The sequence below is a fragment of the Thermoanaerobacterium sp. CMT5567-10 genome (assembly GCF_030534315.2).
GTDB lineage: Bacteria > Bacillota > Thermoanaerobacteria > Thermoanaerobacterales > Thermoanaerobacteraceae > Thermoanaerobacterium.
Map to the genome: position 1 here is coordinate 1,129,295 of NZ_CP130558.2, position 13,558 is coordinate 1,142,852.

Annotated in this window: 13 protein-coding genes and 2 pseudogenes; 4 read left to right on the forward strand and 11 right to left on the reverse strand. The window is 32.2% G+C overall.

The window, feature by feature from the left end:
• Window positions 1-11: 11 nt before the first annotated feature.
• Complete coding sequence (locus Q2T46_RS05815) at window positions 12-398, reverse strand: secondary thiamine-phosphate synthase enzyme YjbQ (RefSeq protein ID WP_303263871.1); 387 nt, start codon at window positions 396-398, stop codon at window positions 12-14.
• 81 nt (window positions 399-479) lie between these two features.
• Complete coding sequence (locus Q2T46_RS05820) at window positions 480-2,711, reverse strand: UvrD-helicase domain-containing protein (protein ID WP_303263870.1); 2,232 nt, start codon at window positions 2,709-2,711, stop codon at window positions 480-482.
• A 452-nt stretch (window positions 2,712-3,163) separates the two neighbouring features.
• Between Q2T46_RS05820 and Q2T46_RS05825 the strand changes: the two genes are divergently transcribed.
• Complete coding sequence (locus tag Q2T46_RS05825) at window positions 3,164-3,916, forward strand: DUF438 domain-containing protein (RefSeq protein WP_303263869.1); 753 nt, start codon at window positions 3,164-3,166, stop codon at window positions 3,914-3,916.
• A gap of 31 nt (window positions 3,917-3,947) precedes the next feature.
• Here the strand turns inward: Q2T46_RS05825 and Q2T46_RS05830 are convergent, their stop codons facing one another.
• Window positions 3,948-4,352, reverse strand: coding sequence for a bacteriohemerythrin (locus Q2T46_RS05830; RefSeq protein ID WP_303263868.1), 405 nt, complete (start codon window positions 4,350-4,352; stop codon window positions 3,948-3,950).
• 155 nt (window positions 4,353-4,507) lie between these two features.
• Between Q2T46_RS05830 and Q2T46_RS05835 the strand changes: the two genes are divergently transcribed.
• Window positions 4,508-5,311 (forward strand): Cof-type HAD-IIB family hydrolase, encoded by an 804-nt coding sequence (locus Q2T46_RS05835; protein WP_303263867.1) that lies wholly within the window; start codon window positions 4,508-4,510, stop codon window positions 5,309-5,311.
• 49 nt (window positions 5,312-5,360) lie between these two features.
• Here the strand turns inward: Q2T46_RS05835 and Q2T46_RS05840 are convergent, their stop codons facing one another.
• The 7 genes from Q2T46_RS05840 to Q2T46_RS05870 form a co-directional block, all read right to left on the reverse strand.
• On the reverse strand, window positions 5,361-6,617 hold the full coding sequence (locus tag Q2T46_RS05840) for a serine hydrolase (protein ID WP_303263866.1): 1,257 nt from the start codon (window positions 6,615-6,617) through the stop codon (window positions 5,361-5,363).
• A 227-nt stretch (window positions 6,618-6,844) separates the two neighbouring features.
• Window positions 6,845-7,330 carry a GNAT family N-acetyltransferase gene (locus Q2T46_RS05845; protein WP_303263865.1) on the reverse strand — a complete coding sequence of 162 codons (486 nt, stop codon included), beginning with the start codon at window positions 7,328-7,330 and terminating at the stop codon, window positions 6,845-6,847.
• Window positions 7,331-7,551: 221 nt separating this feature from the next.
• Complete coding sequence (locus tag Q2T46_RS05850) at window positions 7,552-7,971, reverse strand: GNAT family N-acetyltransferase (RefSeq protein WP_303263864.1); 420 nt, start codon at window positions 7,969-7,971, stop codon at window positions 7,552-7,554.
• A gap of 17 nt (window positions 7,972-7,988) precedes the next feature.
• Window positions 7,989-8,666, reverse strand: a complete 678-nt coding sequence (locus tag Q2T46_RS05855; RefSeq protein WP_303263863.1) for an NUDIX domain-containing protein — start codon at window positions 8,664-8,666, stop codon at window positions 7,989-7,991.
• Window positions 8,667-8,806: 140 nt separating this feature from the next.
• The gene (locus Q2T46_RS05860) at window positions 8,807-9,091 is read right to left on the reverse strand and encodes a hypothetical protein (protein WP_303263862.1); all 285 of its coding nucleotides are present in this window, start codon (window positions 9,089-9,091) and stop codon (window positions 8,807-8,809) included.
• Window positions 9,092-9,137: 46 nt separating this feature from the next.
• A complete protein-coding gene (locus Q2T46_RS05865) occupies window positions 9,138-9,647 on the reverse strand; it encodes a nucleotidyltransferase domain-containing protein (protein WP_303263861.1) in 510 nt (169 codons plus the stop codon).
• 24 nt (window positions 9,648-9,671) lie between these two features.
• Complete coding sequence (locus Q2T46_RS05870) at window positions 9,672-10,052, reverse strand: DUF6608 family protein (RefSeq protein ID WP_303263860.1); 381 nt, start codon at window positions 10,050-10,052, stop codon at window positions 9,672-9,674.
• A 786-nt stretch (window positions 10,053-10,838) separates the two neighbouring features.
• Here Q2T46_RS05870 and Q2T46_RS05875 point away from each other — a divergent pair.
• The gene (locus Q2T46_RS05875; RefSeq protein WP_174664688.1) at window positions 10,839-12,077 is read left to right on the forward strand and encodes an IS110 family transposase; all 1,239 of its coding nucleotides are present in this window, start codon (window positions 10,839-10,841) and stop codon (window positions 12,075-12,077) included.
• A 182-nt stretch (window positions 12,078-12,259) separates the two neighbouring features.
• Here Q2T46_RS05875 and Q2T46_RS05880 read toward each other — a convergent pair.
• Window positions 12,260-12,643 (reverse strand): annotated as a pseudogene (locus tag Q2T46_RS05880) (pyridoxamine 5'-phosphate oxidase family protein); the annotation flags it as partial.
• Window positions 12,644-12,758: 115 nt separating this feature from the next.
• On the opposite strand from Q2T46_RS05880, the pseudogene Q2T46_RS05885 reads away from it, so the two are divergent.
• A pseudogene (locus Q2T46_RS05885) lies at window positions 12,759-13,435 on the forward strand (UPF0236 family transposase-like protein); the annotation flags it as partial.
• Between the last annotated feature and the right edge of the window lie 123 nt (window positions 13,436-13,558).

The window sequence follows — 13,558 nt, forward strand, 5'->3', positions numbered from 1 at the left end:
CCTTTTACAATTTATATTACTTTTATATATACTTTTCTACTTCTAGGACCATCAAATTCGCAAAAATATATTCCCTGCCATGTTCCTAGCTGAATTTCTCCGTTTTCTACTATCAAATTGACAGAGTTACCTACCAAAGCCGACTTTATATGTGCATCTGAGTTGCCTTCCATATGCTTAAAACGTATATTGGGAATAATTTCATCCAATCCTCTAATAATATCATCTTTTACATCAGGGTCGGCATTTTCGTTTATTGTCACGCCAGCCGTTGTGTGGGGCACAAAGACAGTACAAATTCCGTCTTTTATGCCGCTTGATTTTATCGCGCTTTTTACTTCCTCTGTTATATCTATCATGGATTCTCTAGAATGCGTGTTTATTTTCAATATTGTCATAAAACCACCCCGTTCTTGATTATTATATAAATTATAGCAAATTTATCTAAAAGATAAAATCATTCAGCACTTACTTTGAATCTAACATGAATAAAAATTTTTTATAAAATCAGTAACTTCACCTACAGAATATATAAGAAGCCTATGCAGTGCCCTCGTACATGCAACATACAAAAGTCTTCTATCAAATTCAGTTTTATAATTTTCTTTCGATACGTTAAAAACAAGCACTGCATCAAATTCTAACCCTTTTGCAGCATACGGCGTAATAACATTAACGCCTTCTACTATTTCTTCATCGCTTGAATCTAAAATTCTTAAATCAATCTTATTTTTCATCATGCTGTAGACTTCTTTCAATTCATCTTTCGTCTTGCAGATCACTGCAATAGTCTTATACCCATGACTTAAAAGCATATCTATATCTTCAAGCATAACATTACATATTTCCTCAAAGCTATTTTTTTGGACTAAACGTGGTTTTTCGTCATGCCTATCAAATGGTATTATTTTTGGAGAGTGTTTAAGCAATTTTCTGTTGAATTCATTTATTTCATAAGTCGACCTGTAACTTTTTTCTATGAAAAATTTTTTGACTTTCATTCCTTCAAAAACATCTTCTATTACATCGTAAAAAGCAACGTCTACTTCTCTATCCAGTGTCTGAAAGACATCCCCTAATATAGTAAACTTAGCACCTTCAAATATTAATTTGAAAATTTCATAAAAGATACGTGGATAATCCTGTGCTTCATCTACAACTACGTGTTTTATTCTTTTATCGATTTTAAATCCTTCAATCTTGCACTTCAAGTACAAAAGAGGGCCACAGTCTTCATAGCTTATAAATCCATTTTTTAACGATTTATACGTCATGTCAGTAATTTCATCTATATCCTCTGGCAAATTTATCCCATGTGAAAGCTTTTTTAATAGATCCATATTTGAAAATAACAGCTTATAAACATCAAAGTAGTTTATTTGAGTAAAACTGCTTATCTGGTTTTTAATTGCCTTCATCTCTTTTATGGATAAAAGTCGGCTGTAAGACTTTACTTCAAACTCATGTTCCTTATAATTTCCAACGAATTTCTCAATCTTTGAAATCCTTTCTTGCCTTAAGAGATGAATTTTTTCAAATATCATTTTTTCTATTCGCTCTAGTCTTTTCTGTATAGGCCGATTCATCTTGTTATTTAAAAATTCATTTTTTAAATCCTGTCTCGTGTAAATGACTTTTCCATCATAATATATATCTGTAAACTCAATCATTTTTCTTTCATAGTATGATACAAACCTGTCTAGGATCTTGACAAATTCCAAAGAGCCTTTAAATCTTATTGAATCAGCTTTTATTTTATCCTCATTTGAAGCAAGTCTCTCGATGTATCGAGACCTTTCCTCTATCATTCCACTGTCGCTTAAAACATCTTTCAAAAAATCTTCAAAAATAATCTGATTTACATTTTCCTCTCCTAGCTCAGGTAAGACATTTTTGATATACTGGCTGAATATATTATTCGGTGAAATTATAAGTATATTATCTTTACTTAAATTTTTATCTCTTCCAAAGTACAAGAGATATGCTATTCTGTGGAGTGCTATTGACGTTTTCCCACTTCCTGCAACACCTTGTACAATCAAAATGTCGCTGTCTGTGTCCCTTATAATGAGGTCTTGCTCCCTTTGTATCGTCTCAACAATCGTCCTCATTTTAGCTGTCGAATTTCGACCCAATACCTCTTTTAGTATTTCATCATCGATCACCAGATTACAGTCAAAGTAATACTTAAGCTTAGAATCTTTGATGGTATATTGCCTTTTTAACACTACATTTCCTTCTACAATGCCGTCAGGTGCTATAAAATAAGCCCTGCCCTTTTCGAACTGGTAAAATATGCTTGATATAGGCGCTCTCCAATCATATACAAGTATATCAAATGTATTTGGATCTCTTAAAGTGTGCAAACCAATATATATTTTTTCTCTTTCGTCTGATCCATCTTCGACGAAGTCGAATCTTCCAAAATACGGCGAATCAAGCATTTTATTAAATATATTTAATTCTTTCAATGTATTATTGTAGTACATCGTCTGCCTTTTAATCTCCATCAAATATGGATTCACTTCTACAAGATTGTCAAAATTGCTGGGAACCTTAGGAGCATTTTCCATAACTGCATTTCTTAATTCCAAAAGATTTGACTCCTCTATCATAAGCAATTGTCTCAACTTATAAAGCTCATTCTTGATAAAATCGATAGTCTTATTAAGATATCTTAATTCTGCCTGATAATCACCGACGTATTCCATTTTATCACGCTCCTAAAATTTTCAAGAATTCGCTTATTCACATTATACCTTGTTCGTGTTGATACATATTCTGTGGATATTGTGGATAAGTTTGTTAATAACTGAATTTCAATTGTTGTCAATGTGAATTACATGTTAGCACAGCAAAAATAGTTCTTAAAACAAACAGTGCTGTTTTTACATATAAAAAATCATAGCTCTAAAATTAGCTTGTACACATAGTAAAAAGACAACATGTTTACCAAAACCGACAGAGGTATCAAAATCCTAAAGCTTATGTGTTTTGTCTTATGGCGGAATACAAGCTTTCAATTAAATTTTAAAACAAACATTTCAAAAAATAAACTGCCAGGATAAAAAATATTTATTCCTATCATTTTACTGTGATTTAAATCACATTATTTTAATATGCGTTCTGATATACTATCACTAGAAAAAGGAGGATGTTAATTATGGAAAATAAGATTGATAAATTAGCAGATATCTTAAAGAGGTTAAACAATAATGAAGATCCTGACTCTGTTAAAAATGAAGCGAAAGAGTTAATAGAGGATCTTACTGCTGAAGAATTGTCTTTAGCTGAGCAGAAATTAGTCGATGAAGGAATTGAAGCAGAAGAATTAAGAAGTCTTTGCTCTGTTCACATAGAGATGCTAGAAGGACAGTTAAATGGTTTAAAGGCATCACTGCCACAAGGTCATGTATTAAATACGTTTATAGAAGAGCATGATGAAATACTTAAATTGCTTGATAGACTGGAACAGTTAAACTCTAAAATACAGAAAATGAAATCAGATGAAGAAAGTGTGGCAATATTCAGCGATCTTAAAAATACTGCTGAAGGCATTTTAAGCGCTGAAAAACATCATAAAAGAGAAGAAGATGTGCTATTCCCCGAACTAGAAAATCTCGGCATAACAGGTCCAACGAGAATAATGCGGCTTGAACATGATGAGATAAGATTAAGAAAAAGGATGTTAGTTGAATTATCAAACAGCGTCAACTTCCTTGACTTCACAGACTTTAAAAATAGAGTAAATGAGCTATCAAACTATATCGTATTTAACATGAGAGATCACATATTTAAAGAAAATTATATCCTATATCCAACAGCCTATGAAGCTATAGCTGATGATAATCTTTGGAGCGACATGAAAAAAAGATGCGATGAAATAGGCTACTGCCCATTTACGCCTTTAAAATAAAATTTTAGGTGGTATCATTTGATACCACCTTTTACTTTTTTAAATCTTTTTCTGCATAAAGTCTATCTGTCTTCAATATGTGGCTTTCTATCCAATCAACAACAAAGTTTAAAATTTCCTTTATATACTCATCTTGGTTTTCATCTACCTTGTCCAAATCTATGTTGTTTATCTTCTCTTTGAAGTCATCATGCAATACCTTATGTGAAAGCAGCTTCCTATACCCTATGCTTTTCATATAATTTTCTTCATAATCAAAATGATATACGGCATAATTTTTTAAATCTTTGATTATATCAACAATACGATCATACTTGTCCAAATGAAACTCATCTTTTAGAAGGTCATATGCTTCATTAGCAATATCAAATATCCTTTTATGCTGTTTGTCTATTTCTTCAACGCCTAAGCGAAATTCTTCCCTCCACGTTATCATTTTAATCTCCCCTTTTCGATATTTCTCTTCTCATACAATTTTAATATATTGGAATATTTAAAACAATATCTTTCCCGTACAAAAATTTCGATGGTCTCAATGTTTAAAAAATAGTATAATAAATACTGTGCAAATAATGATTCGGGGTGATCTCAATGAAGTATAAAATGGTAGTAGCCGACGCAGATGGAACCTTACTAAATGATAAAAAAGAAATAACAGTCGCAACAAAGAATAGCATTGAAAAATTTCGTGACAAGGGCGGTATTTTTACATTAGCAACCGGTCGAGGAATTTTATCTGCAACACCGTATATAAATGAGCTTAATATTGATGTACCTGTTATACTATTTAATGGATGTATGATATACGATCCCGTAAATAAAAAAATATTACATAAAAAATATCTTTCAGATGATCTATACAAGCTTACAGCAAATCTGTGGCAAGAAGGAAGGTACGATGTCGAGATACTTGTATACAGTATAGACGGCATATTTGTAAATAAAATTTCGGATTTTATCAAATCATATATGGCTATAGAACACGTCAAATGTGATATTGTAGATGACCTTTCCAGCCTTAATAAAATAATAAAAGTATTGTTTAGAGGCAACAGCAAAATGTCTTTAAAGCTTGTAGACGAAATAAGGCAATTATCAGACGAGCCTTTTACGTGCGTTCAGTCAGATGAATTTTTTATTGAGATATTGCCCTACGGCGTTACAAAAGGTTCAGCTCTCGTAAAATTGTGCGACATATTAGACATAGATATAAAAAGCGTTGTAGCAATAGGTGATCAAGACAATGACAGAGAAATGATTTTAAAGGCAGGGTGCGGCGTAGCCATGGGAAATGCCGATGATAGCATAAAGAACAGCGCCAATTATATAGCTAAATCTAATCTTGAAGATGGCGTAAGCGACATATTGGAAAAAGTCATTAATGAAGAAATTTAAATTTACGAAATTAAAATAAGCCGGATTAACCGACTTATTTTAATTTCTATCATCTGCTTTGGAAATCATATACCATTTTTGAGATTTCTCTTATTACAGTGTATGCATCTGAATTATCAGAACCGTCCACATTATTGCCCATAATCGTCAATATATACGGTTTTGATGGATAAAATACTATCGCAGTATCATTTACCACATCGGAAAGATTGCCAATTTTATGAGCAACAGTTATATTGCTTGGCAGTGGATATGAAATCCTGTCATTGTATATGGTATTTTCAAGGTAATTTAGAAGTTCTCCTGCAGTGCTACTGTGAGCATTTGCATAATTTAATAAATTTTCCATATACAAGCTCAAATCTCTCGGTGATGTGATATTACTTGTATACGGTATAACATTAGCACCCATGCTTTTCATAAAGTTTAAATAATTATCGTATCCTACGACTCTCATTATCATGTTTGAAGCTATATTATCACTTTCTTCAATTGATCTTCTAGAAAGTTCCCTTATTGTATAATAAGTTCCCACTGGATCGTACTGTATAGAACCTGAGCCGCTTTCGTAATCCTGTGATGTATACTGCACTTCCATGTTAGGGTCTATCTTACCTTCAGTTATCAATGTGTATAGATAAAAATTAAGAGGAACTTTATAGGTGCTTGCAGCAACAAAAGAATCATATCCATTTATGTCAAAAGTCTCGCCAGAATTTAAATCTATAAAATATACACCGTACTTCCCTGGATGCTGACTAAGCAATGTCTCAATATTATTTTTTAATTCTTGATAATTAGCGGCATTATCAAGCTGAGGCGGTACCACAACCGGTGGATGCGGTATCAGCAATTTTTCTCCTGTGTACAACGACGCATTGCTGTTGAGCCCATTCTCATCTAAAATGTCTTGAATCGAAGTTCCAAATTTTTTTGCTATAAAATAAATATTGTCATTAGGTTGTACATAATAAACGACTGGGTTGCTCCACGTCGCATTCTGGATAGCAGAGTACGTTTTGGAACCAACAATGCCATCAGCAACTAAGTTCTCTGCCTTCTGAAAATTCAGAACTCCTTTTAATGTGTTATTGCCAAAAATACCGTCGATAATACCGGTATTAAATCCAATATTATTCAGTATGCTTTGAAGTTTTAAAACATCAGTACCGTACGTTCCGGTATATAAAAGCCTTGAACCAAAACTAAAATGAGGAAGACTATTATCACCATATGAAATTGTAGGCACAAACGCTATTAAAAGGATAAAGAAATATAAAAGCATCTTTTTAAGTCTTCTCAACATGGATTCCCCCTTGGTATGATATATCCATGTACATATTATAATATATATGCTTTTATATTTCATTAGTATATATTATCCTAAAATACCATATTATTTACTCCATAATATTAATAATAAATATACACAACAATGTTTATATCTTGATAAGCATCTTATCAATATGGTATCTTCAAATAAACACGGAATTTCTGTTGTTAAACTATAGCATAAGGAAGTGAAAAATCAATTCATTTATCTAAATTCATTTCAAATTCAATCTCATGTTTAATCGGTATGCCAAAATCTCCCAATAGCGGTATCGACGGCTTTAATTTTCTCGCAACATCCACAGCATTGTGATGTATTCTCACCATATCAAATCCGCGTTTTTGGTAAAAACGAATTGCGTTTATATTGTCATTTGTCGTAACCAATTTTATTTTTGTACATTTTTTATTGATTGCCTCTTCGATGATCTTATTTAGAAGAGCAGTTCCAATACCTTGATTTTCCTTCAAACTGTCTAAAGACATGATTTCACATTCACTATCCTTAATTCTATATGTCAATAACCCAATAATTTCATCTTTTTCATATGCAATAAAGCCTTCTAATTTTGTCATATCAACTATTTTACCACCAACGACCATTTCAGTTGAAAACCAGCGAGATTTTATAAAATCATTTATGCGTTGACGATCATCAATTGATATTGGTTTAATGTACATATTCATTACATCCCTTCTGTGCTCTATTAATCATTTTATATATTTATTTCAATTAATCCTCTATAAAATTAAATCTACACTTCTAATATCATTACATCATAAGCAAATTCAATTTCTTTGCATTCTTTTATAATTCTAAATAATCGTCATATGACTTTATTGGGTGTTGCACTTAATATTGCAATTTAAGATCAAAAATGTCTTTTTTAAAGCCATGAAACACCACCCTAATATAATTTTATCCAATGTACCCTCCTATCCTTTCTAAATCCTGCTTTTAATGCCAGGTTCATAGACTTTACATTATCTTCTTCAATATGTACAAATGGCAGTTGGCCAAGTTCCAGAAGCCTCTTTATCATTGCAACAGTTACATCCATGCCATATCCTTTCCTTCTGTAATCTTCCAATACATTCAAAAAACCTATGGCTCCATCATCATGTGTAATCGCCCATGCCACCAGCTTTTCATTTTCATAGGTGCCAAGACCAATGCCATTTTTTATCCTATCTTCAATATATTCAATTGATATATACTCTTTATACTTGGAGTTCTCGAATATATATGGAGCATCTGCAATTAATAAGTCAACAATATGTGATTTTACGGTCGGCAGTGGTACATTAGAATCATAGACTAGTTTCATACTGGTCAGTCGGGATTTTATTTTTTATTTTTTACAATATGTGGGAGCATCCAGTCCTCAATGACTGCAAAACATTTATCCTCCTCATCCAACCCCTCAATCAGTTGAAAGAACTCATCATAGGATTTGCTGCTAATATAAACCCAATCTTCATCGCTTATTCCTCTAACAAGTACTGAATCTCCAACTGATTCAATGTTATAAATAGGATAATTTCTAATAAAGTTGATGATATTAATGTTTCTTGTTTTGTCTTTTTCAAGCAGTTTTAATACCTTTTCACTTAAAAAATCTAATACCTTTCTTAGAAGTATCAGCTGTACATCCGCATAAGTAAGATTATCAGGCATCATTTTGAAAAAGCTTACTTCGCATATCTCACTATCTGGCAAAGGCCCCATTTCATTTACTTTTGCATAAAGCAATCTCCCAAATGTAGTTACCTCATCTATGGTAACAGAGTAATCACATACGGGCTCAATCTCGTAATTTAATGCTCCTGTTTCCTCAAATAGCTCTCTTGAAGCAGTCACATTAATATCTTCATTCTTTTCTCTGTGACCGCCAGGCACTTCCCACGTATTTCTGTCCTCATGCCTTACAAATATCCATTTTCCTTTATAAGTAGCGAATATAACAGCAAAATTAAACTGACTATTGCTTACTTCACCTATCCTGTAAAACTTTATCTCCATAGTTATACCCCAATTTCATATTACTTTTTTCTTGATATTTTTATAGTCCCTTAAATAAAATATTTGAAAATCTTCAAAAAATGGTTTCAACTTACTTGAAAGCGACAGGGCCATATTCGATTAAATTTCAAAACAAACACTTAAATAATATCTTCGACTACGTAAAGCCTTTTTGCATCAGGAACAAATACCAAATATATTACTGAAGAGTCTTCTTTCTTTTTTAAATAATATTTATATTTAGATTTAAAATCTGGCATGTATTCATTTGGAATAGTTAAAGAATTTAGGACATGATTTATTGCTGATTCTATTGACACATTATTACCATCGTTCCATTTTAAAGATAGCTCAATATCATCATTTAATGGCTGTACTAGGTCAAGTAGTTCTCTGCCTCCACTTATAAATTCAAAATTGCTCATATATAATCCTCCTGAAATTCAGAATTTCTTAATACTTTATAAACTATTAATTTAAATCGTCAAATGAAAAAATAGTACCGTCTCCATTTTTCATCCGGTTTATATATTTTTTGAGCAACAATGCTTTTTCAATTCTCCCCAATTTCATGTATGCATTATATTCGTACTCTAAATCTAATACAGGCAATTTCATACCATTTAGTGTTATATATCTTTTATATTTTTCTAAATCCACCCGCTCTTCCCATATGCCATTAACATATTTTTGTATGTCACCCATGATTTCAACCTTTATACCATCGATTTCAAGACGGCCAAAGTGTGAAGATATTTTACCATTAGATGAAAAGCATACTTTTGCTATAACAAATTCTTTGAAGCATTCCTCTATTTGATACGCACCTTTTTTGTCAGTTTGAATATCTATGTCGTTTGGTTTTAGAGGAATTCCTTGAATAATAAATGCAGTACTTCCTGTAATAACCCAATTTATATTAGTTCTATTTAATCTGTCATATATCTTTTGTAATACTTTTATGTGCTTTTGCGGCAGCATAGTACCACCTCCGCTTTAAAACTTTTATTTTTTCAATTTCCTCTTTCTATAAATGATTATTATAGCCGAAACTACTACAAAACCCACAGTGTAGTTCAAAAAGATATCTCTATAGGCGGTTTTGGCCAATTCCGCAAAATAACCCAGCATATATACCATCAAAAAAATTAAAGACATTGTGACAAGATATTGAATTACTAATTCCACAATAATGTTTTTGAATTTCAACAAACTGAAAACTTCAATAAATACAACAGCTACAATGCAAATTCCGCCTCTAAATAGAATATGCAAATTGCTGTCCATAGAGCGCTGCTGTAATAGTTGAATGGTTGAACTTCCAATAGTCGCAATAAAAAATAATGTACATATCAGGAACACTGCATTTAAGAACCTTCCTTTCATGGAATACCTCCCGCGTACAAATAATCTTTTTACTTAAATTGGAAGATTAAAAGCATCCATAGTAAAAATCATGTTAAAAATGCTATGGAATTCATACTCTCCCTTAAGTCAATTCTGATTAATAAAGTTGAGAAAACGCAATAGTTTCTATATCATTAAATTTAATTGACAGACGATATCGCTTTATGGTAAGTACTTTTTACATTGTCATTACATTATTTGCAGATTTACTATCTCCAGATCTATTAAGAGCATTAGCAAATAAATGGATATATCAAACACTTTTTACCTCCTCGTATAATTATTTTTGTAGACAATAAATTTGTCTCACATCTTAAAATTTAATAAAGCACATTGATAATTGGAAATTACCTCTTTTTCTTTAAAACATTATTTTGAAATCACATCTATTGCCATGTATCTAAAATATCAAATTAAGTACATGGCACAGGCCGCCACATCTTTTATTTTACGGCCTTTATGTTTACTTTTGAGATAACTTGTAGCATTATTATACTGTAAAGTTAATATGGGACAGGCTTTTGTCCTCCATGCGGTTTTTCCGCTCTTTAAAGTATGGTCCCTACACCAGATTTGCCTTTTCTCACGCGAAATCTGCTTTGTCGTATATAAACCCCTGGCAGCAGAGGATTCAGGTTTATATACTAATAGCTAATTGCGAGGTTGCTACATAATCTGGTCGCTAGGTTATCTCAAATTAACTTTCAATCTACACCATTACCTTTGAAAGGAGGTGCTATAGCCTTGAATAAACTTTTCGTAGGCATGGATATAAGCTTGGATGATGTCAAGGTTCATATTCTAGACCAAGACGGTAATGATGCTTGCTCTCGTTTTTCTGTAGATAATAATCCTTCTGGTTGCAATATTTTAGTGTCTCATATCTTGGATTGTTGTAATAAATACAACGTTCAGAAGGTTTTTATTGGTCTAGAATCTACTTCAGTCTATGGTTGGCATATTCAGTATTATTTAGCTGACCATGCTTCCTTGAAGCCTTTTAATCCTTCTGTAACTACTTTTAATGCTAATACTGTCAAGGCTTTTAAAAAGTCTCTTGGCGATTTGCCTAAGAATGACTGGGTTGATGCTTTTGTTATTGCTGAAAAATTAAGGTTTGGAAGGCTTCCTAAATCTTGTCCTGTAGATTTTAGATATCTTGCTCTCCAAAGGCTTACCCGCCATCGCTTTCACATTGTTGATAGTATTGTCAGGGAGAAAAATTATTTCCTAAGTAATCTGTTTCTTAAATTTAGTGGCTTATGTCAGATTAAAGTTTTTAGTAATAATTTTGGTGCGGCTGCTACTGAAATATTTAATGAGTTTTTAACTCTTGATGATATTGCGGCTCGACCGCTTGAAGATCTTATTGCCTTTTTAGTTGATAAAGGCAGAGACCATTTTAATGACCCTAATGCTACGGCTAAATTACTCCAAGATGCTGTACGCAAATCTTATAGAATCAACGCTAATGTAAATGATTCTTTGAATTTTGTTATCAAGTCTTGTCTTGATAATATACAGTATCTTGAAAAGCAGAAGAAAGCTTCTGAAAAGACCATTGCCAATGAAGTCAAAGGATTTAAGAATCAATTTCTTTGTCTTACTTCAGTAAATGGCATTGGTCCAACTATAGCAGCTGGCCTAATATCTGAGATAGGCGGAATATCAAGGTTTGATAATGATAATGCCCTTGCAAAGTTTTCCGGCATATATTGGTCAGAATACCAGTCTGCGGATTTTAAAGCGGAGGACACTTATTTAAAACGCACTGGTAATGAATATCTCAGATATTACTTTATTCAAGCAGCCGACCAACTTAGGAAATATTGTCCTGAGTTTTCACAATACTATGCTCGCAAATTTAATGAAAGTAAAACTCATAAACACAAACGTGCTTTAGTTTTAACGGCACGCAAAGCTGTAAGGTTAGTCTTTGCTCTGCTGCGCGAAGAAAAACTTTATAAACCACCAGCAATGAAAGGAGATGATTGTAAATACTAACATAATATACTATTTCCATAATTAACATATATTCCCATTGCTGTTTTTAGTAATGGTTAGCTTTGCTATGCTCTTTTTTAGCTGTTTTTTTAAAAAATTTTTTTAATTTTTTTCAATCATCCCTTGACATATTACCGAAATACTTTAATAATGTGTTGAAAAAGTGTCTTGTTTTTAAATTGCTATTTCCTTGCCTTTCCTGTCAAATGGTCGATATTAATTTTAATGACTTTTGTTTTTATACCATCCCTCTTTATGTATTCCATCCCTTTTCCCATAAACTCGCTAGAGTATTTTTTAACAAGTGCAACCAATGCGTCCTCTTTTTCCCTATCATATACTTCCATCGCTTGTCCAAACACGATTGCGCTCTCATACCTATAACTGAATTTGTCTGGTATAGATTCGGTATTACCAACAACACAAAAAGAAACCTTATTATTATACACAATATTGTCCAACTTGCTTCCTTCAGCAGCACAATGGAAATAAATGTTTCCTCTATCATATACGTAGTTTAGCGGAACCCCATAGGCATATCCATTTTCACCTACTGTAGATAACCTTAGTGTAAAATTTTCTTAGGTGAAAAAGCAGGGAAATAGCGATAATATGTAGAAATAAGACCTCACCATCCTCCCAAAAGGATGAGTTAGAAAATAAATAGGAAGGTGAGTTCTTATGAAAATAATTCAACATACACTTCAAAAATTCCTGCTTGTCGTAGAAAAAATTATTGGATTACTTGATGGAAAATATACCTATTTGGAATTTGAAGAAGAACTTAAAAAAATTCCAAATGAATTAGGAAAAGAGATTTGTGCAGATGCACTTCATGAACTTGATCAAAGCATATATATAAAGACAAAATTAAAAGAAAAAACTGGGTGGTAGTCCAAAAAGATTGTGAAAGGACAATAACAACTGTATTTGGAGATATCACATACAAAAGACGGTACTATAAAAACAAAGAAACAGGAGAGAAGGCATATCTTGTAGATAAAGCTACTGGCATCCAAAAATATGAAAGAATAGATGCTGAGCTTAAAGCTGATATAACGGATCTTTCTACAATACTCTCATATCAAAAAACCACTCAGGAACTTAAAAGAAATGGAGCTAACTGCAATGTAAGCCGGCAAACAGTAATGAACACATTAAGAAAAATAGACAACCTTCAAACATATGAAAAGCCAAAGACTAAAAACGAAATAGAAACTTTATACATAGAAGCTGATGAAGACCATATACATCTTCAAAACGGCAAACCAGACATTGTAAAATTAATATACGTACACGAAGGAAAACAAACAATAACAAAGGGCAGAAATGAATTAATTGATTTAATATACCTTAATATACCATAAATACTTTTTTAACAAATTCAAATCTGTAGTCAAAAAATATCTACACTTTAAAAAAATTACGCAAGTTAAATATTATCAAAGCGCAATCTCTTCATAAATGATGGATTGTAAGGC